The following is a 24,531-nucleotide window of genomic DNA, read 5'->3' on the forward strand; positions in this document are numbered from 1 at the left end:
TTCAAATAAAATGGATAAAATCAAAGATACAAGCTCTGCCGAAGAAAATCAAAGGCAGTTTAAACCAACATTTGGAGCATTAAAGAATAAGAATTCCATTTTTATTCTAACTGCAATTCTCTGCATGTTTGGTTGGTTTTCGTACCAAAGTATGCCTCGGGAATATTTTCCTGAAGTAGTGATTCCGAATATTCTAATTTCAACTCCTTATCCAGGAAACTCTCCGGTTGATATCGAGAATCTGATAACCAGACCAATCGAAAAGGAGTTAAAATCCTTAAAAGGAGTTAAGAAAATGTCTTCAGCCTCGTATCAGGATATGAGTTTGATTGTAGTTGAGTTTAACACTGATGTAGATGTAAAACAAGCTCTTCAGGATACAAAAGACAAAGTAGACAAATCTTTAAGTGAATTGCCTGATGATTTGGATACAGATCCAGTTGTTGAAGACATTGATTTTGCTGATTTTCCAATCCTAAACATTAACCTTTCAGGCGATTTTGGATTGAACGAATTAAAAGAATTTGCAGAAGATCTTCAAGATAAGTTTGAAGCCTTACCTGAAGTCTCTGAGGCTGATATCAAAGGGGTTGATGAAAGAGAAATTAAGATCAATGCCGATTTGCACAAAATGGAAGCAAATGGTGTCTCCTTTCATGATATTGAGACTGCCATTAGCGATGAAAATGTTACAGTTAGTGCAGGTACATTAATCACTGATAATACCCGTCGAAGCATTCGAACCAGTGCCGATTACACCAACATGCAGCAAATCGAAAATACCATTGTAAAAGTTACCAATGGTAAAGTGGTTTATCTTAAGGATGTTGCCGAAATTGAAGATGGATATGAAGAACTTTCTTCCATTTCGAGATTGAATAATAATCCTGTTGTTTCTCTTTCGATTTCTAAAAAATCGGGAGAAAACCTTTTGGCTGCTACCGATGAAATCTATAAAATTATCTCGAAAGAAAAAGAGTTGGGAAATTTGCCGCAAGGCTTGCTGGTAACAGTTACCGATGATACATCAGAAGATGTTCGCGGTCAGGTAAGCGACCTTGAGAACTCCATTATTATGGGGATGTTATTGGTCATCCTGATCCTTTATTTATTTATGGGATTACGCAACGCACTCTTCTCCGGTTTAGCAATTCCTATGTCGATGTTTATCTCGTTTATTATTCTCAATCAAATGGGATATACGGTAAATCAGATGATTCTATTTTCTTTGATTTTGGCATTGGGAATGCTTGTTGATAATGCAATTGTTGTGGTCGAAAACGTATATCGACTGCATGAGGAGGGACTGTCGAAACTAGAAGCGACCAAACAAGGAGTGAGTGAAATTGCAGGGCCAATTATTTCATCAACAGCAACAACCCTTGCTGCCTTTTTCCCATTATTGCTTTGGGGTGGTATAATGGGCGAATTTATGAAATACCTTCCAATTACATTAATCATTGTGTTGTCATCATCGCTGTTTGTTGCATTAATTCTAAATCCTGTATTTACAGCTAGTTTTGTAAAAATAGATAATATTTCGAAAAAGATTGACGCTAAAAAGTACCTTATTATTTCAGGATCTTTCCTAATTGCCTCACTTCCATTCTATGTATCCAAAGCATTTGGAGTGCTGGATACCTATATCATGGCGAATCTTTTGGCATGCATGGGCTTATTAATCGTAACAAATTTATTGGTGCTAAAACCTTTTGCACGTTGGTTTCAGTTAAAATTTCTGGTTGCACTCGAAAACTCGTATGAAAAAACCCTAAGGTATGCACTTAAAGGTATTCGTCCCTTACTTTTCTTTCTTGGAACTTTTGTTTTAATGATTGTGTCCATCATGTTTTATTTTGGAACCAAGCCTTTAGTCGTTTTCTTTCCGGATAACGATCCCAAGTCTGTTTACGTTACTATGGAACTTCCATTAGGAACTGATATTCACAAATCCAACGAAATTTCCGTTGAGGTTGAGAAAATTGTAAAGAAAACAATGGAACCCTATAAAGATATCATTCGTTCCATTTCAACCAATGTAGGTTCAGGTAAAGGTGGCATGTTTGAAGGTTCCCGTTCAGCAAATAAATCTTTAACCAGCATCTCATTTGTTGAATACAAACAAAGAGATGGTGTAAGTACTTCTAAATTAATGCAGGAGCTTACCAAAAACTTTAAAGGTTTTATTGGAGCCAAAATATTTGTCGAAAAAAATTCTGAAGGTCCTCCGGTTGGACATCCAATCAACGTTGAGGTTTCAGGTGATGATTTTGAACAATTGTTGATTCAGGCAAATCGTATAAAACAGAAACTAGATGACGAAAGAATTGCCGGTATTGAAGAATTGAAGCTCGATCTGGATCAGGGAAAACCAGAAATGCTGATCAATATCGATCGGGATAAGGTAAGACGCTTTGGTTTATCAACGAATCAAGTAGCACGTGCACTTCGTAATTCATTATATGGTTTGGAAGTATCCAAATTTAAAGATGGCGAAGATGAATATGACATTATGCTCCGTCTTTCAGATAAATACCGATATGACGTTCCCTCTCTTATGAACCAGAAAATTAATGTAATGAGTCCGGTAAGTAACCAAATGGTTCAAATTCCAATTTCAGCTGTTACAACCTACAACTATGGTTCTACTTACGAAAGAATTAATAGAATTGACAACACACGGGTTGTTACAATTTACTCTAACGTAGAAGAAGGGTTTAATGCCAATGAAATAAACGCAAAAATAAGGGAAGCTTTGGCCAATTTCGAAATGCCAAAAGGATACACTCACAAATTAACCGGAGAACAGGAAGAGCAAGATGAAACATCAGCATTTTTAACTCAGGCTTTATTAATTGCCCTTGCTTTAATTACCCTTATATTGGTTACACAATTTAATTCGGCAGTTAAGCCGCTAATTATAATGATTACCGTACTATTTAGTACGATCGGTGTATTCCTTGGTTTAGGTATTTTCAATATGCCATTCGTTATCCTAATGACAGGAATTGGTATTATCTCACTTGCCGGAATTGTTGTAAACAACGGGATTGTGCTTGTCGATTACATTGACTTGCTGCGAAAACGCAAAATAGAAACCATTGACAAAAGCCAACGCAAATATTTGACTTCTGCCGAAGAAGTTGATTGTATCGCAAACGCAGGTAAAACCAGATTACGTCCGGTTATGCTAACAGCAATCACAACTGTTCTTGGTCTGTTCCCTCTTGCCGTAGGTATGAATTTCGATTTCTTTACTCTGTTTAGTGAATTCGATCCACAATTATCATTCGGTAGTGATAGTACAGCATTTTGGGGGCCTATGTCGTGGACTGTTATTTTCGGACTTAGTTTTGCAACTTTTTTAACGCTAATTATTGCGCCGGTTATGTTCCGCCTTTCAACTCAAATCGAACATCGTTTATACGATATATTCTCTAAAAAATAGTTTATATTATTCATCCAATTAAAGCTGGCCAAAGGGTCAGCTTTTTTTTATAAGATACCTTTAGCCCGTACTGTTTACTTGAAGATAACTAACATTTCATTTACGCATTAAGATTGAATAACCAAAAGAAAATGATAAAAATTACGACATACAAACACAATCCATAAAGATCTGATTTTATTGATTTTACCAGTGAATTTATAAAAACTTAAAATCATTTTTTAGTCTCGAAAAACAGTCTGTTAGTCCAACAAAAACGTAGATAAATAAAAACAGACATTCTTGTTTTGTGTAAGAACATAATAATTCGTAAATTTTTCATTACAAACTTGTTACAGACATTCGACAATATTAGCCATATTTATAAAAATATTACTCATGGAAATCGCTTTAATGATATTACAGATTTTAAGCTTGGTGGCACTCGCTTTCTTAATTTCCTTTTTAATCCAGGAAAAGAAAAATACCACAAGGGATTCTGATGAGATTAAAATAAAAAATGAATTGAGTGAATCTCATACTTCTGCAAACAATTCTAACGAAAAACGTGAGGAGTTTCTCCGGATTAATGCATTTTTTATGAAAATATTATGCGAAAAGAAAAGTAAAAGCAATTTCAAAAAACTACAGAAAGAATTTCTGGAATTAGGAACAAGATTGTATTATTTAGCTTCAGAACGAACCATCAAGAAATTTTTGGAATTTAAGTCCTTAAGTTCATTTGTTGAAGGAACTGTTCACGAGCACAAAATAGCCTTATTGTGGTTTGCCGAATTCAATCTTTTACTAAGAAGCGACTTAGGTCTTGAAACATCACCGGCACTAATTAAAGATTACCTGAATATCATCCTTACTTATTGGGATGAAGAAGAAATGGAAAAAGAAGAATTGGATGACCTGAAATCTCAACTTGCCGATTCAATAGATAACTACTTTAGTGTATTTAATGTCGGAACATCGTTAAATTAAAAAAGTGCCCTAGTAGCGGGCACTTTTTTTATTCCTTTATTTTGTAGCATCTTACCCAATCTATTTCGAGGGAAGCATTTACGTTTGCTTGTTCTTTAGTAATACCCATGCTAAAATTTAAATACATTGGATCTTGCGGAACACCTTCGGTCTGTGTTCTTACCACCACATCATTTATCCTCCAAACCAGTTCATTTTTATTCCAATCCAAGGTGTAAATAAAATAATTTTTCGAAAGGTCAATTCCATTTATTTTAAAATGTTTTGAATGAATTTGATTCTCACTCCCCCAATAGTTTCCTATTAATAATTTACCATCACCGGAAGTCTTTAAAACATCTATATGAGGAGAATTTTTATCAGCAACCATCCAGAATGAATGCATAACCTGATTTGGGTTTGTAAGCTTAATTTTGGCTTCGAAACGACCGTATTTTTGGCGAAATGATTTTCCTGTATTAATAATGGCCGATGTGTAATCAAATTCTTTAGGCACAAAACCCATTGTTGGGTTCCACAACAAACCTTGATGTTTTTCTTTTCGCGCCTGCAACAGAATTGAAGAGCCCGATTGATCGATATTTTTACCTTCGGTGAAGGTATGTAAATCTGAATTTAGACTATATCCCTTATTCAACAGTTCCTCACCCCAAAAATATTTATTGATCCATTTCTCTTCATCCAATTGTTTGGAATCAAACTCTTCAGAAAAGCTAAGCTCCCATTGATTCAATTCGCCAAAAGGATTTTTATTTTTAAGTCCGAAGTACTTTTTATATCTGTCGGATTCTTTCAGAGCCATGTATTCCTGAAACTTCTTATAATCATCGGTCTTTTCGAATCTCTTTTTATCCAGCAAATCAGCTTTTTCTTCCCGGAATTCATCAGAACTAATCTTTTCCTCCAACTTCAAATACTCTTCCAATTCTTTCGAATCCTCAAGCTCTTTATAAATTTTATAAGATTTCGATTTTTCAAACTTAAAAAAGTCCTTAATATGCTGAGAATTTTTCATCAGCTTAAACTCCTTTAATTCTTCCAATTGGTCCTTCTTATTAAAATTCACTGAGTGAACAATAGAATCCAGCTCCTTGAATCGGGAAATTTCTTCTGATACTTTCGTTAATTCAAAAGTGGATAACTCATTAGACCCTTTTAATCGAAAATAAGTTTTGAATTTCTTTGATCGTTGAAAACGTTTAAAATCCGTTTCATCCTTAAAAAGATTACTCTTTTTATAGTTCTTACTTTCTATTGATTTTCTGTTTGATTTGAATTTCTCAGACAGAACATAGGCTTCCAAATCATAATAATCTTTCAATTCTTCAGAAACAGAAAAAGCTTTAAAGTCTTCAAAGTCTTTTCTAAGAGTATCTCTTTTATTTTCAATACCAACAGTATCAGAAGCTTTACGAAGTTTGTATGCTAAAAAAAAGCTCATAGCGAAATTAAATTTTTTAATAAAATGAGTTTCCAATTTATATATTATTGCTTAATAATCAATAATATATTTTCATGCTATATCAGTAAACCAATACAACAGGTTTATTGCTTTACAAATTGATAGGTAATTGTACCAATTTGCTGCTGCGGACTACTGGTGCTGATATTAAATCTGGTTTTTCGGGAAGCTTGTAATGCAGCATCAAATAAACAATCATCCTGAACTCCAGATGCTTGTTCCAAAATCTTGGATTGAATAACTCTACCTGACTGATTAACTGCAATCTGCACAACAATTAAGCCTTCTCCTTCGCATTTAAATACCGGAATAGGCAAATAAATTTTATGCCGTCCTTCTAAACTGTAATAAACACTGCTGGGACCATTGTACTCAATACTTTCCAAAGAATCTAAAAGCTTCTGTTTTTCTTTTGCCTCGGCTGCTGTCAAACTATCTTTTTTAAACTCTTTTAACTCCCCTGAACCACTTACTGCATCATCAGAACCATAATCATCCAAATCCTTACGAATCTCTTCAATCATTTTATCGACGTTTCGTTTCGGATCCGTTTTCGATTTTGCAACGTTTTGGTTTACGGCAATTGATCGAAGAAGTTCGTCTACACTTTTAGATATTTCAGATTTTTTTTCTTCGAGAGCTTCTTCAATTTTCTCTTTCTCTTCTTTCAAAAATTGTTCGGCCACTTCGGGTGGGATATCAATTAAAATTTCCGATTCCAAAAATTCTCTCTTCGTATTCAGTTTAAATGCCAGCAGCAGTATTATCAGAAGCATATGAAACGCGAGTGTTCCCATCACACCATATTTATTCCTTCTCAAAAAAACAACAAATTCAGAATATAGAAAGCTGAAAAATTGAACAAGCCAGTTTTTAACATTTCTTACTATTTGAAAAAAGGAATTCATTAAATTTTATTCTATTTCAGATTACTATTGTAATAGTTAACGCGTCTATTGCAAAATTATTAACAATTTTCATGTATTCATTACAATCAATTAGAATAAACAAAAAAAGCCGCTTAATTTTCATTAAGCGACTCCAGAGAACTATTATTGTTGAATTTACTAAAACTTACGTTCTTTTAAAAGATTTCCATTTTCATCCCAGATATACCAGGTGCCAACTTTTTCACCCTCACTATATTCCATCTCGTATCTTTTAACACCATTATCATCCCAGATATACCATTTCCCGTGTTTTTTATTCCGTTTATAAGTTGCTTCCGCAATTTTCACAGAATTATCGTTCCAGGTAATCCAGGTTCCATCCATTAGTCCGTCGGAATAAGAACGAACCTCCTCAATTTTTTCATTTTCGAAGTAAAGCGTAATTTTTCCATTTCGCTTTCCCTCCGCTAAATTCATTTCTATCCGTTTGTTACCGCTTTCGTAAAATTCGGTATATGTTCCCGTATACAGATCTCCGGTGGTATTATAATACAATCCTTCAACTTCCTTAATCACCTGGGAAATAGAGTGATTTGCAATCAGACAAAATAAAATGCCTAAGACAATTGGTAATTTTTTACTCATCTATAAAAATTAATCCTTTTTAAGAACCATGCGAATAACATTGTTTACACCATTCACATTTACATCTTTTAATTTATTATCACTATAAGAAATGTAACTTGATAAAATGTTGTAATTTCCTGGAACTACATTGGCAATTTTAAAATTCCCGTCAAAATCCGTGTAAACAGTTTCATTTGATCCTTCGAAACGGATAGCAACTCCTGTTAATGCTTCACCAGTTTCATTATCCAAAACAACACCAGTTAAACTCGTTGTTGTCATTGTTGCCATTTCGGCAACTTCCATTTCTTTATCGCCCACAGGCGTAACTACATTTTCAGCTTGACTTTCAAGACCTAAAACAAGCAATGCAACAAAAAGGAATACGAACTTTTTCATCTTTTTTTGATTTCAGTTTAAGAAGAACATTCAATCTTCAAATATTTTTTAATTAACTTAATTTTATTAGTTTTAGAAGGTAATTAATAACTCATTGTATTTACCATTCTCTTTACACTACAAATGTATCTCAGTATAATCTGAAAGAGATTAGAATAAGCTTATTAAAATATTAAGTATGAGTTAACTTTTTATTGAGAAATTGTTACAATCCAAACAACATGACATTAAAAGGCTCTATATCAATATGGTTTAATGATTTCCTTAATTTGTTTTACCCAAGATTGTGCGAGGCTTGTGGCAGTTATCTTTTTAAAAATGAAACAACAATATGTACCAGATGTTTATTTCATTTACCCAAGACTGATTTTCATTTGAATAAAAATAATCCTGTCTCGATATTGTTTTGGGGTAGAGTAACTATTAATTATGCCACTTCGTATTATACATTTAGTAAAGGGAGTCAATTTCAAAAGTTAATTCACAAGTTGAAATATCACAATAAACAAGAAATTGGAATTGCATTGGGAAAACACTTTGGTGAAAGCCTAAAAAATTCGGAATTTTTTAAAGATATTGATGTTATTATTCCCGTTCCACTTCATCCAAAGAAAGAAAAAATAAGAGGATACAATCAAGCAGAATTAGTGGCAATTGGCCTTGGAAAATCCATGCTGAAACCTATTGATTCAAAAAGTTTAATTAGAAAGATACATACCGAATCGCAAACCAAAAAGAGCAAATTAGAACGATGGCGAAATGTAGATAACATTTTTGATCTGACCGAGCCATCGAATCTAATTAACAAACATATTTTATTGGTTGATGATGTTGTTACCACCGGATCGACCCTTGAAGCGTGCGCACATGCATTATTGAAAGCCGAGGGCGCAAAAGTTAGTATTGCTACCCTGGCATATGCCTAATCTACATCAACAAATTTGTATCCCACTCCTTTAATGGTTTGGATAAACCGATCGCCAATTTTCTCACGCAGTTTTCGAATGTGTACATCGATTGTCCGATCTCCCACAATAATTTTTTCGCCCCAAATGGCTGCATAAATATCATCACGGGTAAATACTTTTTCCGGACGCGATACCAACAATAATAACAATTCAAATTCTTTTCTTGGCAATGAAAACTCATTTCCATTTTGAATAATCAGATAACGTTCCCTATCAATTGATAAATTTCCAATCGTAATCAGTCGGGTTGATGGATTCGAAGTATCATCAGAAATTCGTCCTGATCTTTTCAAAAGAGCATTTACCCGGCTTATAAATACCTTTGGTTTAATTGGTTTATTGATATAGTCATCAGCTCCTGCTTCAAAACCTGCAATTTGGGAATAATCTTCTCCACGTGCGGTTAAGAAAGAAATCAGCACATCCTGAAAATCAGGTATTGAACGAATTTTTTCGCATGTTTCAATTCCATCCATTTCCGGCATCATTACATCCAAAATAATTAAGTGAGGATGAAATTTTTTTGCTTTTTCAATGGCTTCAACGCCATTTCCAGCTGTGGCAACCTGAAAACCTTCTTTTTTCAGATTATAACTCAAAAACTCAAGAATATCAGATTCATCGTCTACCAATAAAATCTTGTAATTACTGCTTTCCATTATACGTTTGGTTATTTAGTTTTATTTATTTTGCTTTATCCAGTGTAAACGTAAAACTTGCACCCTCACCATACGTGCTGCTAACATTTATAGTTTGCTTATGAGCATCAATAATGTGTTTGACAATTGCAAGTCCTAATCCAGAACCACCCATATTTCGGGAGCGGCTTTTATCCACTCTAAAAAAACGTTCAAAAATCCGAGGAAGATTATCTGGCTCAATCCCGATACCATTATCCCGAATTTCGATCAGAAACGTTTTATCCATACTCATTACTTCAATATGAGTAGTTCCTTTGTTTTTTCCATATTTAATGGAATTAACAAGCAGATTATTTACAACCTGGAAGATTTCCTTTTTATCTGCATACACAAATTTAGAACTATCATTCTCTTGTGCAAAAACAAGCTTTATATTATTCTTTTTAGCTCTAATTTCCTGCATCTCCAACACCTCATTTATCAAATCGATAATATTAAAACGTTCAAAATACAATTTTAATTCCCCTGATTCCAATTTTGAAATAACTTCCAGATCTTTCACGATGGTAATCATACGGTTGATGCTTTTCTCGGTTCGCTCCAAATACATTCTGTTAATGGATTGATCTTCCAGGCCTCCATCCAACAAGGTAAGAACATAACCTTGAATATTAAAGATAGGTGTCTTAAGCTCATGAGAGACGTTACCAATAAATTCTTTTCGGTATTTCTCTTGTTTTTTTAATTGTGAAACCAGCGATCCCCTGTTTTCGCTCCATTCCATCACTTCCATTTCCACGGCATGCAAAGCATCGGTATTTTGAACTCTTTCAGCTAAATCCTTATCAATTAACTGAGTATCATGAATTGTTTTATAAAGTATTCTGATTTTAGAATATAAAAATCGATCAACGAGATACTTTGTCATGAAATAAACCAGCAAACCTGTAATAATTGTAAATATAATCAGATACAACAAATTAAAGGGTAAAAAATAAGTGAGCCCATATAGTAATATGCTTAGCAATGCAGTAAATAAACTTAGATAGACTGTAACCCTTTTTGATGAAATCAATTTCATATAATTATAATTTGTTTTTTAGTTGCTATACGGAACTTACCATGAACCAATAATTATCCCCCTGTGCGTCAAAATATTCTTGTTATGAGTTTCATATTTATCTTAAAATATTTTTAAAACACAATTTCAAATAAGTAAGTAAACCAGCAATAATGGCGTAAATATGGATTGACAGATCACTCCTTTTTTTGATCAGCAAATATTTAAATAAAAGTAAGATAATAGTTGAAATTCATGTTAAGTTTTCATTAATCTTATTGTAGTTCAATCGTTTAAATATTAATAAAATCTTAACAATTAAGACTTAAAAATATTTAGAACCAATAATTTATTCTTAAAAATACGAGAAATATTTGATGGTAAATTTTCGATCATTTTTACCCCAATAAATAAATAAATCAAAAAAAAATGTCTTAAAAAAATACTGTAACAATTCCGCAATTTCATTGTAATAATAACGCAACACACAAATATAACACACTAATTACATGCTTCTTACCTGACACTACAATCATCAATGTAAATATCATCTTAACGCTCACTTCACATTTGTTTTACAAACACATCAAATCCTAACTTAAAATTAACACAGACAGTTGAGTTTGATAATTTTTACTTAAAGCGTTCTTATCATTCTAATCATACTTCTTACCTAACATCGCAATGTGATTAGAAAGTAAAAATGTATTGACTTATTTTTTAAAAAATGATTAAACAAGTAATCTTAGTTTTATTACTAAGCATTTCATCAATTAGTGTATTTGCGCAAAAGGGAAGCGCAAAAGGAAATGTGAAAGATGGAAAAACCGGAGAAGCACTTACTGGTGCGTCCGTATATATAGAAGGCACCACCATTGGAACTGTAACCGATTTTGATGGAAATTATACACTGCCAAATATTCCTGCAGGTGTAGTAACCCTTAAGTGTTCTTTTATATCCTACGAAAGCTTATCGAAAGAAAACATCACTGTGAAAGAGGGAAATTCGGTTGTGGTTAATTTTGCAATGGGTGCTTCTTCAGTCGAACTGAATGATGTGGTCGTGATTGCTAAAGCCAACCGCGAATCGGAAATTATGTTGCTGGTGGAACAAAAAAAAGCGGTTTTAGCAAACCAGGCCATCGGTGCGCAGGAAATTTCGCGTAAAGGTGCCGGCGATGCAGAAGCGGCAGTGACGAAAGTTTCGGGAATTGCAAAACAGGAAGGCGCTAAAAATGTTTTCGTGCGTGGCTTAGGCGACCGTTTCAACTTTACGACTTTAAATGGGTTCCCCATTACCTCAGAAGATCCTGAATATAAAAATATTTCACTCGATTTCTTTTCTTCTGATATTATTAAAGCGGTTGGTGTAAAAAAGGTTTTTAATGCAGAAAGTCAAGGTGATGCAACCGGGGCAATCATTGATATTTCATCAAAAGAATTAGTTGGTGCCAGTGAGTTCAACCTTAATGTTTCAGCAAAAGCAAACAGCCGGACTTTAACAGAAGATTTTTTTATTTCTGAAGGGATAAGCGAACTGGGTTTTGGAGAAAACACAAGCAGCCCGACCGATCATGACAGTTACGCCTTTAAAAATTCATTGGATCCCTCGACCCAGAATTTTCAATTAGGGAAAAGTTTTGGATTTTCGGGAGGAAAACATTACGAAATCAATAATAACCCATTGAGTTTTTATGTAATTGGTACTTATTCAAACGACTATACTTATCACGATGGTAATACCCGTGAAACAACAACTAGCGGAAACATTTTCCGTGATCAGAAAACAGAAGAATACATTCGAAAATCGTCTCATTTAGGAATGGCCAATGTCAACTACCAATTCGGCAAAAATTCACTGTCGTACAATTTAGTCGCTATTCATACTGCAAAGGAAGGCTTAAGAGATGATTACGGCAAAAATTCTGAAGTATTCCAGGAAGCTGTGGAAAACATGGGTTTAGTCAGACGTCAGCAAAATAATATCAACTTCCTGTTAGTCAACCAACTTGATTTCGAAAAGGAAATTAATAAACATTTATCAACAAATATTGGATTGGCATATAATCACACGAATGGCAAAGAACCGGACCGCAGGGTCAACTATCTGTCCTATGAAGGCGACAATATCATTTCTCCTTTACGTGGTTCAGGACGCCAGCACCGTTACTTCAACGAACTGAAAGAAGACGACCTGAATGTGATTGCCAAAGTAAAATACAAATTTTCAAAGGATGCTGATGATATTACATCGCTGGAAGTAGGTTACAAGGGACGTTTTTTAAATGATGATTTCAAAGCAAACAGTTGGGACAACTCACGGACTCAATCAACATTGCCAAAATTAAACCTTGATGATTTTTCACTGAACTCAATTTTTAATCATGAAGAGTTTGCTGCGGGTCATTTTCAAAATGAGGAATATAATATTTCAACTTACAGCGTCGACAAAACAATCCATTCCATCTTTTCTGAATTGAACTATCAATTGACAATGGACTTCATTTTGAACGTTGGCCTAAAGACAGACATTATTAATCTGATTGTGGACTATAATGTTAATGATGGCTCAAAGAAGGATTCTCATTCACTGGATGAATTCTATCTTTTGCCAAACCTGAATTTAAAGTACAATTTAAATGAGCAGAATACATTGCGTCTGGGAGCCAGCCGGACTTATACCTTGCCACAATCGAAAGAAATCTCACCAATGTTATACGAAGGACCGCAATGGAGTTCTCAGGGTAATACCGACCTGAATCCGTCTGTAAATTACAACGTAGATTTAAAGTGGGATTTCTATCCTTCCAGCGGGGAGCTGATTTCGGTGACTGCTTTCGGAAAATTCATCAAGGATCCTATTTCAAGGGTTCAAGTTAACAGCGCCGGCGGATTCTTATCATATGCCAACATTGCAGACAACGCAAAGCTTGCAGGCATTGAAATAGAAATGAGGAAAAATTTGTTTTCAGCAACAAACCAGTCTGGCAACATTACAAACAAATTAAGTGCCGGGCTTAACTTCTCGTATTTGAATACCGACGTTAAAACCAAAAGCCAAACTGCGAGTGCGATCCCGCTTAATTTTACAGAACAAAATACCGAGCTTGAAGGTGCTTCACCTGAAATTGCAAACGGAGATTTGTCCTATAATTACCTCAAAGAAGATTTTGAGTTCACTGCATCGATTGTAGCTAATTACGTTAGTGAACACATTTATTCCGTCGGGGTAAACGGATATAAGGATATCAATGAAGAAAGCCTAACTACTTTAGATTTTATTTCTTCAATTAAAATGAACAAACATTGGGGAATCAAACTAAAAGCCAAAAACCTATTGGATCCCGAACACAAGCTATCTCGTGACCCAAGTATTGAGGGAGCCAAAAAAATCGTACTTAGAAATTATAAAAAAGGCATTGACTTCAGTTTTGGGATTTCCTATCATTTTTAAACTCAATGAATATTATAATAACTTTTAACTTTAAAATGAAAAAAATGAAAAAGATTTTATTCGCAATTTCTATTGTTGCGCTCCTTTTTACAGGATGTAGTGACGATGATGACAACAATGATCCGGTACCAGTTCTAGACAAAGAGCTAAATGGACCTGTTGCAGGAAATGTAATATTGGATGCTTCTGTTACTTATTCGCTGGTTGGAACATTAAGCGTTAAAGATGGCGCAACGCTGACAATCCCTGCAGGGACAACAATCAAAGCTAAAAAAGGTTTTGCCTCTTATGTTATTGTTGAACAAGGTGGTAAAATCATGGCTAACGGTACTGCTGCCAAGCCAATCATCTTCACATCTGCTGAATCAAACCCAAAAGCAGGCGACTGGGGTGGTTTGATACTGAACGGTAAGGCACCTATCTCCGGTGGAGGCACTGCAACTTGCGAAATGGATGCTTCAGTTGTTTACGGAGGCGATATAAGCGATGACAACTCTGGTGTTTTGGAATTTGTAGAATTATTATACACCGGGGCTCAAAACTCTGAAACTGTTGAGCACAATGGTTTGACCCTTGATGCTGTAGGCAGCGGAACAACTATCAACAACATTTATGTTTTAAAAAGTGCTGACGATGCAATCGAATTCTTTGGTGGTTCAGTAAATGTACAAAACCTGTTGGCTGTAAACTGCGATGATGATTGTTTCGACGTAACTCAAGGCTGGAACGGTACTTTGGACAATGCTTATGGTATCTGGGAAAGTGATTATACTAGTACTGAAGCCGATCCACGCGGTATTGAAGCCGATGGTAACTTCGATGGTAACTACCCTGACAATGCAGGCCAATCGAACTTTACCATGAAAAACATTACCATTAAAAATGCTTCCAGCTTCGTAATGACAGATGGAATTAAGATCCGTCGTGGCGCAACTGCAACAATCAGCAATGCATTGCTCATTGGTGGAACTGCCAGCGATCTTATCGATATGACAGATTCTAAAGGTGATGGCAATACAGCATCTTCAATCAACTTAACTGTTGAGAAATCTGTTTATGCTTCGCATGAAATTCATGCAAACGGTGCTTATCCAAATGTTGCAATTGAAAGCGGAAATACAGGTGCTTCTACGGCTGCTTTTGCATGGACAGGTTATAATTTCCCATCAGAATCAACTGTTGAATTGAATGGCAGCGTAGTAAACGAAATGACCTTAAACGCACTTTTTACTTACAACCTGACCGGAACTTTAAGTGTAAAAGACGGTGGTGTATTAAACATCCCTGCCGGAACAGTTATCAAAGCTAAAAAAGGTTTTGCTTCTTATGTTATTGTTGAACAAGGTGGTAAAATCATGGCTAAAGGTACTGCCTCCGAGCCAATCATTTTCACATCTGAAGAAGCAAGCCCAAAAGCAGGCGACTGGGGTGGTTTGATCCTGAACGGTAAGGCACCTATCTCCGGTGGAGGTACTGCAACTTGCGAAATGGATGCTTCAGTTGTTTACGGAGGAAATGTAAGCGATGACAACTCTGGTGTTTTGGAATTTGTAGAATTGTTATACACCGGGGCTCAAAACTCTGAAACTGTTGAGCACAATGGTTTGACTCTTGACGCTGTAGGCAGCGGAACAACTATCAACAACATTTATGTTTACAAAAGTGCTGACGATGCAATCGAATTCTTTGGTGGTTCGGTAAATGTACAAAACCTGTTGGCTGTAAGCTGCGATGATGATTGTTTCGACGTAACTCAAGGCTGGAACGGTACTTTGGACAATGCTTATGGCATCTGGGAAAGTGATTATACTAGTACTGAAGCTGATCCACGCGGTATTGAAGCCGATGGGAACTTCGATGGTAACTACCCTGGCGATGCAGGTCAATCTGACTTTACCATGAAAAACATTACCATTAAAAATGCTTCAGGTTTCGAAATGACAGATGGTATTAAAGTCCGTCGTGGTGCCACTGCAACAATTACCAATGCATTGATGATTGGTGGAACTACCACTGATATCATTGACCTGACAGATGGCAAAGGTGATGGCAATACTGCTTCATCTATCAGCCTGACTGTTACTAATGTAACTAAATCAGGCAACGATATCAAAGCAAACGATACTTACACAAATGTGGTAATCGAAGCAGGAAATACAGGTGCTGATACTTCAGTACTGGGATGGACTGGATTCACTTTCTAATCCCGAAATATTAAGAATTTAATTGAGAAAGGCAGATCTTTAGAGATCTGCCTTTTATTTAGTTGTTCTTTCCGGAAATTCTTCAATGCAGTAGCATATGAACTGATCCAATGCAATCCTGTCACTCAAACCAAATTTGTTTGTAAGAATTTCTGCAGAAATTCTTACAATTTAAGATTCGAATTGAACAATTGCTTGAGAAATGGTACCAAAACAGTTTAAATTGGCAGATCCAACACAGTCCTGTTTATTCAAACCAAGTATGTTTGGATCAATTGCAGTAGAAATAATATCAATTCTCAATTTCTTTTCCCTCCTGAAGCCAGGCATCCAATCCTCCTTCCAGGGAACAAACAGAGATTTTATACTTTTCACAAATCATCTTCCCGGCATCAATACTTTGCTCTCCATACTTACAATAAAGCAAGTATACTTTCGATGTTCCCAAAGAATCAATCAAATGAAATAATACCTCAGAATTTTGAGCTAAATAAGCGCCCTTAATATGAGCTTTTTTGAACTCCTTCGATGGTCTTACATCAATTAGAACAACGTCTGGATTTAGCTGTAAAACCCTGTTAAAATGGTTTGGGCTCAAGACCTGAATTGAATCGTTTTGTGAGTAAACATTTGAAATGCCTAACACAATAAACACAAGTAAAAAAGAAGTAATTGCTTTCATCCAAAATAGAATTGTAATTCATGTATTCTTTAACAACGTTTGTATTTGCATGCTATTATTCTTCCTCAATCCAGAAAAAATCGGACATAATATCATTGGATACAAACACACCTTTATCATTTAAAATAATGCAATTCTCTTCTTGCCTGATATGATCAAATAAAAGGTATTTTTTAGATTTTGTGATACAATGCTGATAAAGTTCTTCACCAAAATCTTTACGCACCAATTCCAAATCCATTCCCCAATAAGTTCGAAGCGAAGTCAAAACAAAATCATTAAAACGATCGAATTCACTCAATTCTTCCTTTTCAGAAAAACACTCCCCTTCCCTAATTGCTTTTATGTATTTGTAATTGTGGGCAATGTTCCACTCTCTTTGCTCCAAATTGTAGGAATGAGCTGATGGTCCAATTCCCAGATATTTTTTCTGTTTCCAGTAACTTGAATTGTGTTTGGAAATATATCCTTCTTTCGAAAAATTGGAAATTTCGTAGTGAATAAAACCATGCTTTCTGGCTTCATCAATCAAATAATTAAACTGCTCAAAACTCTCTTCTTCATCCATCTCAACCAGCTGTCCTTTTTCCAGTTTATTGGTGAAAATCGTATTCGGATCAAACATCAAATGGTAGGATGATATGTGCTGAACATTCAAGTCAAAAACCAGATCTAAGTTCTCCTTCCATTTCTTCATACTCAGGCCGGGAACACCATAAATCTGATCTACCGATATATTGTCAAAACCAAAACTCTGTGCCCTGCGAATAGCATCAAAAGCCTCTTTACCAGTATGCCTTCTGTTCATCAAAATCAAATCTTCATCATGAAACGATTGAATACCCACACTAAGTCTGTTAACTCTGGTTTTAAGCAGTTCTTTCAGATAGTTTTCAGTAAGATCATCAGGATTGGCTTCCAATGTAATTTCCGCATTTGCATCAATGGTAAAATACTTGGTCACTTCATCGATCAGCGATTCAATTTCTTCCGGTTGATACACCGATGGTGTTCCTCCTCCAAAATATATGGTATTTAAAGATGTATCTCCTAAATAATCTTTTCTAAGTTTTAATTCCAGCTTTAAGCATTCCAATATGTCATCTTTTGCCTGCAATGAAATACTTTTGTGAAAAGCACAATAGTGGCAAAGTTGTTTGCAAAATGGAATGTGAAAATATACTCCCGACATATCAATCTATTTTTCTGCAAGGTAAATTCATTTCATAAATTTTCCTCTTCAACAAGAGAATAATTAAAAATCTTGTTCACTTTTGTTAGCTATAAAAATAATCCATTTCGAAAAAATGCAACACTTGTATTCCAAAAACGTCTTTATATCAGCAAATCTAAAGTGAACTTATACCTAAAAATAGCAGTTATGAATCCAATTAGAAAAATATTTTCCTTAGTCTTGATTCTGTTTATCAGCCTTATATGTATACTTCCTGCTCAGGCAGATGGAGTAAAAGGCAATGGAAATGTGCAAACAGAGGAAAGAAAAGTAAGCTCTTTCGAAACCATTAAGGTAAACGGTGCCTTTACCATTGTTCTTTCACAGGGTGATGACTACAGCTTAAAAGTAGTTGCCGATGAAAATCTTATGGAGATTATTAAAACCCAGGTAAAAGGCAACGTACTTTACATATCAACCGAAAAGAGTATCTACAAATCAAAAGAATTGAAATTATACATCGGTTTTAAACACCTTAACGGCTTAAAAGCCAATGGTGCAATTTCTTTAAAAAGCAATCAAATGCTGCGTTTCGATGAGTTGGAAATAGAAATAAACGGGGCATCTTCTGCTGATTTAGAACTTTCAGCTAACCGATTATCAATTGATAATAGTGGAGCTTCAACCATTAAACTGGCAGGCAAATGCGACGAGGTTTCAATTGATATTTCCGGTGCAGGTAGTGTAAGTGCCTACGATCTTATTGTAAAAAGAGGAAGTATTGATATTAGTGGAGTTGGAAGTGGTAAAATTTGTGTAGAAGAAGATCTTCGGGTAAGTATCTCAGGAATTGGTTCGGTTAAATACAAGGGCGAACCTAAAATTACAAGTGATATTTCTTTTCTGGGCAGTTTAAAAAAGTATTGATAAAAACAACATACGAACTTAAAAAGGGATCAATTTGATTCCTTTTTTTGTATCCAATAATTGCCGTTTAAAACAATAAACACTCAAAAATATATATCATAAAAATAAAATATTTTACAAGTTATGAACCAATTATTTACTCTTTACAATCACCCACCAAGTAATAATTCTCCATTGAGAGAAAAGAAAGTATTCTTCTGAAAAAATAAAAATCTTAAAAATGCGTATTACCTTTGAATAAAATTCAGCAAAACTTTATGAATACTAAATTATTTTGGCGCAACATTCTTTGGGCAGTTATCATTTTCATTCTATGCTCAATTCCTGGAGATGACCTTCCCAAAACTCCACTAATATCAATACCACACTTCGATAAAATTGTTCATTTTGGAATGTTCTTTATAATGGGAATTTTTCTCTTCGCAGAGCTAAGTATTCAAACGAAATTAAAACGAATTTATAGTGCAGTAATTATACTAGTATTAATTGCCTTTTACGGAAGTTTAATAGAGTACCTTCAGCAAAACTATTTTATACATAGAAGCGGTGATTATTGGGATTTATTCGCTGATATTTTAGGAGGTATTTTTGCTATAATAATGTATCCTTGGCTAAAAAAACAAAAGGACTTGCTGTTAAACCGCAAGCCCTTTAATAAGATATCTTTTTTAAAGAAAATATTATAAACTAATAAATTCTTCGGCTGTTCCCATTTCATCTATTAATTCACCAATCGTTTTGCCATTAAATAAATCATAAATAGTTTGTCGGATACTTCCAAACTGATTGTGAACCGGGCAAGGAGATTGCTTATTTGTATGTGTTTTACATGGTTTCATACCAATTAAACAATTCTCGAACATATCCAATCCATCAACTATTTCTACAATATTCATTAAAGTAATTTCAGATGGTTTTTTTCCCATACCAAAACCACCATGAGGCCCCTTTGTTGAAGTAAGCAATTTTTGTCTGGCTAAACTTTGCAATATTTTGCCCAAAAATGGAGTAGGAATTTCTAAATCTTCCGAAATCTTTTTGATTCCAATTTTCTTTCCTTCTGTTCCGTTCAGTGATAAATAAATTACTGAACGAATTGCATATTTACAGGTATTCGATAACATTCTTTCTATTTAGTATTACTCTCACATTCATCTAATAATCAGCACAAATATAACAATATTTACTACTAATAAAGCATCTTTAATTCTTTAATTCCTTATTTAGATTCTGTTTATCAAAAAAATACCACTCTATTTTAAAGGAATTTTATCGATTCGAGTTTGATGTCTACCCCCTTCAAAATCAGTAGCTAAAAATATCTTTGCAATCTTTTCTACTTCTTCGTAAGAAATAAATCGAGCCGGAATTCCACACACATTTGCATTATTATGCAATCTTGCTAATTCTGCAATTTCAGAATTCCAACACAATGCGGCCCGAATTTTCTGATGCTTATTTGCTGTCATAGTAATTCCATTACCACTGCCACAAAGAGTAAATCCAAAATCAAATTTCTCTGCGGCTACAGCCTCTGCTAATGGGTGAGCTGTATCAGGATAATCCATACTAGCTTCCGAATCAGTACCAAAATCAGTTACCAAATAACCGTTTTCCTTTAAAAATTCTCCAAGTCTATTCTTGAATTGATAACCTGCATGATCTGATGCAATAGCTATTTTTAGTGTTTTCATATTTGTAATTTTTCAAAATAAAGTAGATTAAGAAAGTATGAATTTTTAATCTATTCTATAAAATCCGCAAAAATATTCATTGTTTAAGGCTACAAAACTAATTAAAATTACTCATTTGCTTAAAAAAAAAAGATTTTAATATATTCACATTCAATTGAATTAAAACAATGAACAGAAAGACTGAAAATCTGATACTTACACTAATATTTAACTACTATCAACATTTTTGTTCACATTCAGTTAACATACTGTTGATTTTTCCTTACTAAATTTTACAATCTTTTCTTTGGATCATACAATTTCATAATTGTATAGAAAAAATATTATCCCATTACAACTTTATTTTTCATCTAAAGATTCACATCTCTCAACAGGTTTTCAACAGGCTGTTAATATCAATAAATTAAATTTTTATTAATATTCCAAGTTATAAACAACATGTTAATAACATCATTATTTCACTGAAAATCAAACATGATAAAATTAACAATACCTGTTCATTTCCTGTTACTAGGTTCAATTTAAATCAAAAATCAACAAAATACCGAAACTCTTACCAACAGTATTAACAGGATATATTAATCATTATATTCTTTTAAGAAATTTAAAAAATAAATAATAATATTAGACTTGTTGATAAAGGTTAATTGTGTACCGTAAGCATGAAATATATTCAAATCATTAGTTCTTTCAAATATCTTGTTTTTGTTATGATTTTATTATCTTGCATTGCATTGAAAAATCCACGAAACAGAATATGAGCTGGGAAACAAAAAACTATTCCATTTTATTAGTTGAGGATAATAAGTTAAATCAAACTGTTGTTAAATTTACTTTAAGACGATATGGTTATTTAATTGATGTTGCCAATAACGGAATAGAGGCAATTGAGATGTTTAAACAAGGCGATTACGATTTTATTTTAATGGATATCATGATGCCTGAAATGGACGGATTAGATGCAACGAGAGCAATTCGAAATCTGGAAAATGGTCAGAAAATTCCAATTATAGCTTTAACAGCAGATATCATGATTGCCAACGAAGAAAAATGTCTGAGAAATGGGATGAATGGTCATATCGCGAAACCTTTTGAAATTGATAATTTGTTTAAAGTGCTAAAAAGTTTAGATCTTTAAATAAATTTGCAGCTTCAGTTTTATCCTTGAAAAGGAATTAATCTAATTCGGGATAAGTCTATTAATAAATTTCCGTAACCTTTTTTGTATAATTACTTCATTATTTACAAATGAATGTAGTCAAATCTTGCTTCAAATGAAGGATCACCTGGATATCAGAGATAATAATTTTTCGGACAACGAAAAAGAGTATGAAAAGAAATTGCGACCTCTTGAATTTAATGATTTTAGAGGTCAAAAAAAGACGGTTGAAAACCTGAGTATATTTGTTAAAGCTGCAAAAATGAGGGAAGAGGCTTTGGATCATGTGTTGCTTCATGGACCTCCTGGATTGGGTAAAACAACTCTTTCGAATATTTTGGCCAATGAATTAGGTGTTGGACTAAAGATAACATCGGGTCCGGTAATGGATAAACCAGGAGATCTTGCCGGGCTTTTAACCAATCTTGAACCTAACGATGTGTTGTTTATCGATGAAATTCATCGTTTAAGTCCGATTGTAGAGGAGTATTTGTATTCTGCTATGGAAGACTTCAAGATCGATATAATGATTGATAAGGGACCCGCTGCACGTTCCATCCAACTTGAATTAAATCCTTTTACATTAATTGGTGCAACAACTCGTTCGGGTTTACTAACCTCACCTTTACGTGCACGCTTTGGAATTAATTGTCACTTAGAGTATTACGACCTCCCTGTTTTGACAAAAATAGTAGAACGATCAGCAAAAATTTTAAACGTAGAAATTTCTCATGAAGCTGCCGGTGAGATTGCTTCAAGAAGCAGAGGTACACCACGAATTGTAAATGCACTTTTAAGAAGGGTTCGCGATTTTGCTCAGGTTAAGGGAAATGGAAATATCGATTTGAGTATAACTAAATTTTCTTTAGAAGCACTAAATATTGATAAGCACGGTTTGGATGAAATGGACAATCGAATTCTAAATACAGTGATTGATAAATTTAATGGAGGGCCGGTTGGTATTTCAACAATTGCAACAGCTGTTGGAGAAGATAGTGGCACAATTGAAGAAGTTTACGAACCGTTTTTAATTAAAGAAGGATTTATTAAAAGAACACCCAGAGGAAGAGAGGTAACTCCTCTGGCGTACGCACATTTGGGCAAAAACAAATTTACTAATCCTGAACTACTTTTTTAATCATAAAAATAGATGAATAAAATATTACCAATTGTTTATACCATTGCAACAATACTAATTATTATTGGTGCCTTATTTATTTTGCAAGCTGAGAAATACGGATTGGCTGTTTTAAGTCTGGGACTTGTTCTTAATGTATTTTACAGATTTAGTACACTAAGTTATGAAAGTGTTAAATCATTTAAAATTTTGGATGTTCTGCGTTTGGCAAATATTTTATTTATGATTGTGGCTTGTATAGGATTTTTTTACGATTGGAATCAAAAGTTTAACTTTTTAATACTTACAATTGTATTTGACCTCTTACTTAATTTAAAAGAAATATCCTTTAAATCGAAATAAAAAAAGGAGCTTGTGACCAGCAAGCTCCTTTTTATTACCTAGTAATTTTCCTAAATAGCAATATTCTTTTTAATAGTAGATAAAGAATATATATCGTTAATATTAAGCTTTAAAATAGCTTCTATTTTTTCTTTCAAAACTAGGTTTGATTCTGAATATTTTAGCGGAATTGTAAAATAAAAAATGGAACCCTGTCCAAGGTGGGAATCAATAAATAATTTACCACCTAAAAAGTTTACAATCTCTTTGCATAAACTCAAACCTAATCCGGCACCTGAATAAATTCTTGTGTATGAATTATCCACTTGCGTAAATTTTTCAAATATTTTTTCTTGCTCAGTTTTGTTAATTCCAGGACCAGTATCTTTTACGTAGAAAAGAATATTATTTCTATCCTGAATAGCACAACCAAAATCAATTTCTCCTTTTTCAGTAAATTTTACTGCATTTTCGAGAAGATAGGATAGAACCTTCGTTAATTTATCGAGATCCGTGAATATTTTAATTTCTTGAAGATCTTCTGTGAAATTTAGAATTAAATTTTTCTGAGAATCACTAATGTTTTGTCCGAATATAGAATACAATTGAATAAACAAAGTGTGAACTGATATTTCCGATTCCTGGAAATTCATAGACCCACTTTCTAATTGGGAAAGTTCAAGTATTCTATTAAATAAATCCAACAATTCTTTACTGCTTGAATTAAGAATGTTAGTAAATTCATTTCGCTCTATTTTTGAAAGAGAATCATCACGTAATAATTCTGAAGCACCGATAATGGCATTCATTGGTGTTCGAATTTCATGTGACATATTTGCCAGAAAAGAATTTTTAAGCACTTCTGCCTTGGCAGTTTTAGCTTTTTCTTCTTTCAGCAATTGCTCCAGTTCTTTATATGTAGGACGTCTCTCCATGCAAATGAATTTGGTCTCAATAATAGAGTCAATTAGCCTTTTGTTTGTACACTACAAAAAACACTAATTTTATGAATAAAATGTATAGGGATTATTAAACAATGCAATCTTCACAGGTACTTACATCAGTCATTTCATTTACTCCACCTTTAAGAAGATGTAGTTCTTGTGTATATATTTCTTCAAAATTATTCATGAACCCAGTAAATATAAATTATAAGAATAACATTGTCAATGTTTTTAAAGATATATTTATGACTTACACGATGCAATCTTCACAGGTACTTACATCAGTCATTTCGTTGATACCGCCCTTGATGTTTTGTAATTCTTCCTGAGATACTATTTCAAAATTTTTCATTGCTGTTTTGTTTTATTG

Annotated in this window: 22 protein-coding genes; 10 read left to right on the top strand and 12 right to left on the bottom strand. The window is 33.9% G+C overall.

From position 1 onward, the window contains the following. The first annotated feature begins 10 nt into the window (after positions 1–10). Together QUH73_RS10890 and QUH73_RS10895 are read left to right on the top strand one after the other, a co-directional pair. On the top strand, positions 11–3,448 hold the full coding sequence (locus QUH73_RS10890) for an efflux RND transporter permease subunit (protein WP_289530470.1): 3,438 nt from the start codon (positions 11–13) through the stop codon (positions 3,446–3,448). Positions 3,449–3,826: 378 nt separating this feature from the next. Further along, positions 3,827–4,417, top strand: a complete 591-nt coding sequence (locus QUH73_RS10895) for a hypothetical protein (RefSeq protein ID WP_289530471.1) — start codon at positions 3,827–3,829, stop codon at positions 4,415–4,417. Positions 4,418–4,445: 28 nt separating this feature from the next. Here QUH73_RS10895 and QUH73_RS10900 read toward each other — a convergent pair whose 3' ends face one another. From QUH73_RS10900 to QUH73_RS10915, 4 genes are all read right to left on the bottom strand, one after another. Beyond that, positions 4,446–5,858: a glycoside hydrolase family 16 protein gene (locus QUH73_RS10900; protein WP_289530472.1), complete on the bottom strand. Its 1,413-nt coding sequence runs from the start codon at positions 5,856–5,858 to the stop codon at positions 4,446–4,448. A gap of 104 nt (positions 5,859–5,962) precedes the next feature. Next, on the bottom strand, positions 5,963–6,676 hold the full coding sequence (locus QUH73_RS10905; protein ID WP_289530473.1) for an energy transducer TonB family protein: 714 nt from the start codon (positions 6,674–6,676) through the stop codon (positions 5,963–5,965). 270 nt (positions 6,677–6,946) lie between these two features. Next, entirely contained in the window at positions 6,947–7,414 is a 468-nt protein-coding gene (locus tag QUH73_RS10910) for a toxin-antitoxin system YwqK family antitoxin (protein ID WP_289530474.1), read from the bottom strand. A 9-nt stretch (positions 7,415–7,423) separates the two neighbouring features. After that, positions 7,424–7,795 (bottom strand): carboxypeptidase-like regulatory domain-containing protein, encoded by a 372-nt coding sequence (locus tag QUH73_RS10915; RefSeq protein ID WP_289530475.1) that lies wholly within the window; start codon positions 7,793–7,795, stop codon positions 7,424–7,426. Between the two features lie 221 nt (positions 7,796–8,016). On the opposite strand from QUH73_RS10915, the gene QUH73_RS10920 reads away from it, so the two are divergent. Next, on the top strand, positions 8,017–8,721 hold the full coding sequence (locus tag QUH73_RS10920; protein ID WP_289530476.1) for a ComF family protein: 705 nt from the start codon (positions 8,017–8,019) through the stop codon (positions 8,719–8,721). On the opposite strand, the gene QUH73_RS10925 is transcribed toward QUH73_RS10920, so the two are convergent. Beyond that, positions 8,718–9,422, bottom strand: coding sequence for a response regulator transcription factor (locus tag QUH73_RS10925; protein WP_124994520.1), 705 nt, complete (start codon positions 9,420–9,422; stop codon positions 8,718–8,720). The two genes, QUH73_RS10920 and QUH73_RS10925, sit on opposite strands and share 4 nt — an antisense overlap. Positions 9,423–9,447: 25 nt before the next feature. After that, on the bottom strand, positions 9,448–10,485 hold the full coding sequence (locus QUH73_RS10930; RefSeq protein ID WP_289530477.1) for a sensor histidine kinase: 1,038 nt from the start codon (positions 10,483–10,485) through the stop codon (positions 9,448–9,450). Positions 10,486–11,191: 706 nt separating this feature from the next. Here QUH73_RS10930 and QUH73_RS10935 point away from each other — a divergent pair. Both QUH73_RS10935 and QUH73_RS10940 read left to right on the top strand, forming a co-directional pair. Further along, complete coding sequence (locus tag QUH73_RS10935) at positions 11,192–13,918, top strand: TonB-dependent receptor (protein WP_289530478.1); 2,727 nt, start codon at positions 11,192–11,194, stop codon at positions 13,916–13,918. Positions 13,919–13,962: 44 nt separating this feature from the next. Then, on the top strand, positions 13,963–16,122 hold the full coding sequence (locus tag QUH73_RS10940; protein ID WP_289530479.1) for a hypothetical protein: 2,160 nt from the start codon (positions 13,963–13,965) through the stop codon (positions 16,120–16,122). Positions 16,123–16,414: 292 nt separating this feature from the next. Here the strand turns inward: QUH73_RS10940 and QUH73_RS10945 are convergent, their stop codons facing one another. Continuing rightward, positions 16,415–16,804, bottom strand: a complete 390-nt coding sequence (locus tag QUH73_RS10945; RefSeq protein ID WP_289530480.1) for a rhodanese-like domain-containing protein — start codon at positions 16,802–16,804, stop codon at positions 16,415–16,417. A 55-nt stretch (positions 16,805–16,859) separates the two neighbouring features. Beyond that, entirely contained in the window at positions 16,860–17,996 is a 1,137-nt protein-coding gene (gene hemW / locus QUH73_RS10950; RefSeq protein WP_289530481.1) for a radical SAM family heme chaperone HemW, read from the bottom strand. Positions 17,997–18,185: 189 nt separating this feature from the next. Here hemW and QUH73_RS10955 point away from each other — a divergent pair, with 189 nt between their 5' ends. After that, positions 18,186–18,905, top strand: a complete 720-nt coding sequence (locus QUH73_RS10955) for a head GIN domain-containing protein (protein ID WP_289530482.1) — start codon at positions 18,186–18,188, stop codon at positions 18,903–18,905. Between the two features lie 257 nt (positions 18,906–19,162). After that, entirely contained in the window at positions 19,163–19,591 is a 429-nt protein-coding gene (locus QUH73_RS10960) for a VanZ family protein (RefSeq protein ID WP_289530483.1), read from the top strand. Here QUH73_RS10960 and QUH73_RS10965 read toward each other — a convergent pair. Together QUH73_RS10965 and rpiB are read right to left on the bottom strand one after the other, a co-directional pair. Next, on the bottom strand, positions 19,586–20,029 hold the full coding sequence (locus QUH73_RS10965; protein WP_289530484.1) for an RrF2 family transcriptional regulator: 444 nt from the start codon (positions 20,027–20,029) through the stop codon (positions 19,586–19,588). The two genes, QUH73_RS10960 and QUH73_RS10965, sit on opposite strands and share 6 nt — an antisense overlap. A 129-nt stretch (positions 20,030–20,158) precedes the next feature. Then, positions 20,159–20,599 (bottom strand): ribose 5-phosphate isomerase B, encoded by a 441-nt coding sequence (gene rpiB, locus QUH73_RS10970; RefSeq protein WP_289530485.1) that lies wholly within the window; start codon positions 20,597–20,599, stop codon positions 20,159–20,161. 757 nt (positions 20,600–21,356) lie between these two features. On the opposite strand from rpiB, the gene QUH73_RS10975 reads away from it, so the two are divergent. From QUH73_RS10975 to QUH73_RS10985, 3 genes are all read left to right on the top strand, one after another. Continuing rightward, positions 21,357–21,737 (top strand): response regulator, encoded by a 381-nt coding sequence (locus tag QUH73_RS10975; protein WP_156194762.1) that lies wholly within the window; start codon positions 21,357–21,359, stop codon positions 21,735–21,737. Positions 21,738–21,873: 136 nt separating this feature from the next. Next, a complete protein-coding gene (gene ruvB, locus QUH73_RS10980; protein WP_289530486.1) occupies positions 21,874–22,896 on the top strand; it encodes a Holliday junction branch migration DNA helicase RuvB in 1,023 nt (340 codons plus the stop codon). Positions 22,897–22,908: 12 nt separating this feature from the next. Beyond that, entirely contained in the window at positions 22,909–23,238 is a 330-nt protein-coding gene (locus QUH73_RS10985) for a hypothetical protein (RefSeq protein WP_289530487.1), read from the top strand. A 50-nt stretch (positions 23,239–23,288) separates the two neighbouring features. Here the strand turns inward: QUH73_RS10985 and QUH73_RS10990 are convergent, their stop codons facing one another. Further along, positions 23,289–24,152, bottom strand: coding sequence for a sensor histidine kinase (locus tag QUH73_RS10990; protein WP_289530488.1), 864 nt, complete (start codon positions 24,150–24,152; stop codon positions 23,289–23,291). 259 nt (positions 24,153–24,411) lie between these two features. Next, positions 24,412–24,513, bottom strand: a complete 102-nt coding sequence (locus tag QUH73_RS20900; protein ID WP_289530489.1) for a bacteriocin — start codon at positions 24,511–24,513, stop codon at positions 24,412–24,414. Positions 24,514–24,531 lie beyond the last annotated feature (18 nt).

Source organism: Labilibaculum sp. K2S, from assembly GCF_030372765.1.
In the GTDB taxonomy this organism is placed as follows: Bacteria; Bacteroidota; Bacteroidia; order Bacteroidales; family Marinifilaceae; genus Labilibaculum.

Excerpts from the sequence above, each read along its gene's own strand:
- QUH73_RS10890 (WP_289530470.1), top strand. The coding sequence starts at position 11 with ATGGATAAAATCAAAGATACAAGCTCTGCCGAAGAAAATCAAAGGCAG.
- QUH73_RS10895 (WP_289530471.1), top strand. The coding sequence starts at position 3,827 with ATGGAAATCGCTTTAATGATATTACAGATTTTAAGCTTGGTGGCACTC.
- QUH73_RS10900 (WP_289530472.1), bottom strand. The coding sequence starts at position 5,858 with ATGAGCTTTTTTTTAGCATACAAACTTCGTAAAGCTTCTGATACTGTT.
- QUH73_RS10905 (WP_289530473.1), bottom strand. The coding sequence starts at position 6,676 with ATGGGAACACTCGCGTTTCATATGCTTCTGATAATACTGCTGCTGGCA.
- QUH73_RS10910 (WP_289530474.1), bottom strand. The coding sequence starts at position 7,414 with ATGAGTAAAAAATTACCAATTGTCTTAGGCATTTTATTTTGTCTGATT.
- QUH73_RS10915 (WP_289530475.1), bottom strand. The coding sequence starts at position 7,795 with ATGAAAAAGTTCGTATTCCTTTTTGTTGCATTGCTTGTTTTAGGTCTT.
- QUH73_RS10920 (WP_289530476.1), top strand. The coding sequence starts at position 8,017 with ATGACATTAAAAGGCTCTATATCAATATGGTTTAATGATTTCCTTAAT.
- QUH73_RS10925 (WP_124994520.1), bottom strand. The coding sequence starts at position 9,422 with ATGGAAAGCAGTAATTACAAGATTTTATTGGTAGACGATGAATCTGAT.
- QUH73_RS10930 (WP_289530477.1), bottom strand. The coding sequence starts at position 10,485 with ATGAAATTGATTTCATCAAAAAGGGTTACAGTCTATCTAAGTTTATTT.
- QUH73_RS10935 (WP_289530478.1), top strand. The coding sequence starts at position 11,192 with ATGATTAAACAAGTAATCTTAGTTTTATTACTAAGCATTTCATCAATT.
- QUH73_RS10940 (WP_289530479.1), top strand. The coding sequence starts at position 13,963 with ATGAAAAAGATTTTATTCGCAATTTCTATTGTTGCGCTCCTTTTTACA.
- QUH73_RS10945 (WP_289530480.1), bottom strand. The coding sequence starts at position 16,804 with ATGAAAGCAATTACTTCTTTTTTACTTGTGTTTATTGTGTTAGGCATT.
- hemW (WP_289530481.1), bottom strand. The coding sequence starts at position 17,996 with ATGTCGGGAGTATATTTTCACATTCCATTTTGCAAACAACTTTGCCAC.
- QUH73_RS10955 (WP_289530482.1), top strand. The coding sequence starts at position 18,186 with ATGAATCCAATTAGAAAAATATTTTCCTTAGTCTTGATTCTGTTTATC.
- QUH73_RS10960 (WP_289530483.1), top strand. The coding sequence starts at position 19,163 with ATGAATACTAAATTATTTTGGCGCAACATTCTTTGGGCAGTTATCATT.
- QUH73_RS10965 (WP_289530484.1), bottom strand. The coding sequence starts at position 20,029 with ATGTTATCGAATACCTGTAAATATGCAATTCGTTCAGTAATTTATTTA.
- rpiB (WP_289530485.1), bottom strand. The coding sequence starts at position 20,599 with ATGAAAACACTAAAAATAGCTATTGCATCAGATCATGCAGGTTATCAA.
- QUH73_RS10975 (WP_156194762.1), top strand. The coding sequence starts at position 21,357 with ATGAGCTGGGAAACAAAAAACTATTCCATTTTATTAGTTGAGGATAAT.
- ruvB (WP_289530486.1), top strand. The coding sequence starts at position 21,874 with ATGAAGGATCACCTGGATATCAGAGATAATAATTTTTCGGACAACGAA.
- QUH73_RS10985 (WP_289530487.1), top strand. The coding sequence starts at position 22,909 with ATGAATAAAATATTACCAATTGTTTATACCATTGCAACAATACTAATT.
- QUH73_RS10990 (WP_289530488.1), bottom strand. The coding sequence starts at position 24,152 with ATGGAGAGACGTCCTACATATAAAGAACTGGAGCAATTGCTGAAAGAA.
- QUH73_RS20900 (WP_289530489.1), bottom strand. The coding sequence starts at position 24,513 with ATGAAAAATTTTGAAATAGTATCTCAGGAAGAATTACAAAACATCAAG.